This window comes from Aeromonas sp. sif0611 (genome assembly GCF_019218845.1).
Lineage (GTDB): Bacteria > Pseudomonadota > Gammaproteobacteria > Enterobacterales > Aeromonadaceae > Aeromonas > Aeromonas media.
Window position 1 is genome coordinate 1 of record NZ_JAHUWU010000066.1, and the last position, 254, is coordinate 254.

Here is a 254-nt window from a genome sequence, read left to right on the forward strand (position 1 = left end):
GGCAGTGTCCTACTCTCGCATGGCGAATGCCACACTACCATCGGCGCTACCGCGTTTCACTTCTGAGTTCGGCATGGGATCAGGTGGTTCCACGGCGCTATGGCCGCCAGGCAAAAAACTTCAATCTTGGAAAGCTGACGTGAATAACGAGTTGCCTATTGGCTTCGCTATCACTGAATTAGGTAGTAGTTCGTTCACTTGCTACAAGGCCCAGAACACTTCTTGGGTGTTGTATGGTTAAGCCTCACGGGTAA

At 51.2% G+C, this 254-nt stretch carries 1 rRNA gene; it reads right to left on the reverse strand.

The window, feature by feature from the left end:
* Positions 1-111 (reverse strand): 5S ribosomal RNA (rrf, locus tag KW824_RS21275); the annotation flags it as partial.
* Positions 112-254: the final 143 nt, after the last annotated feature.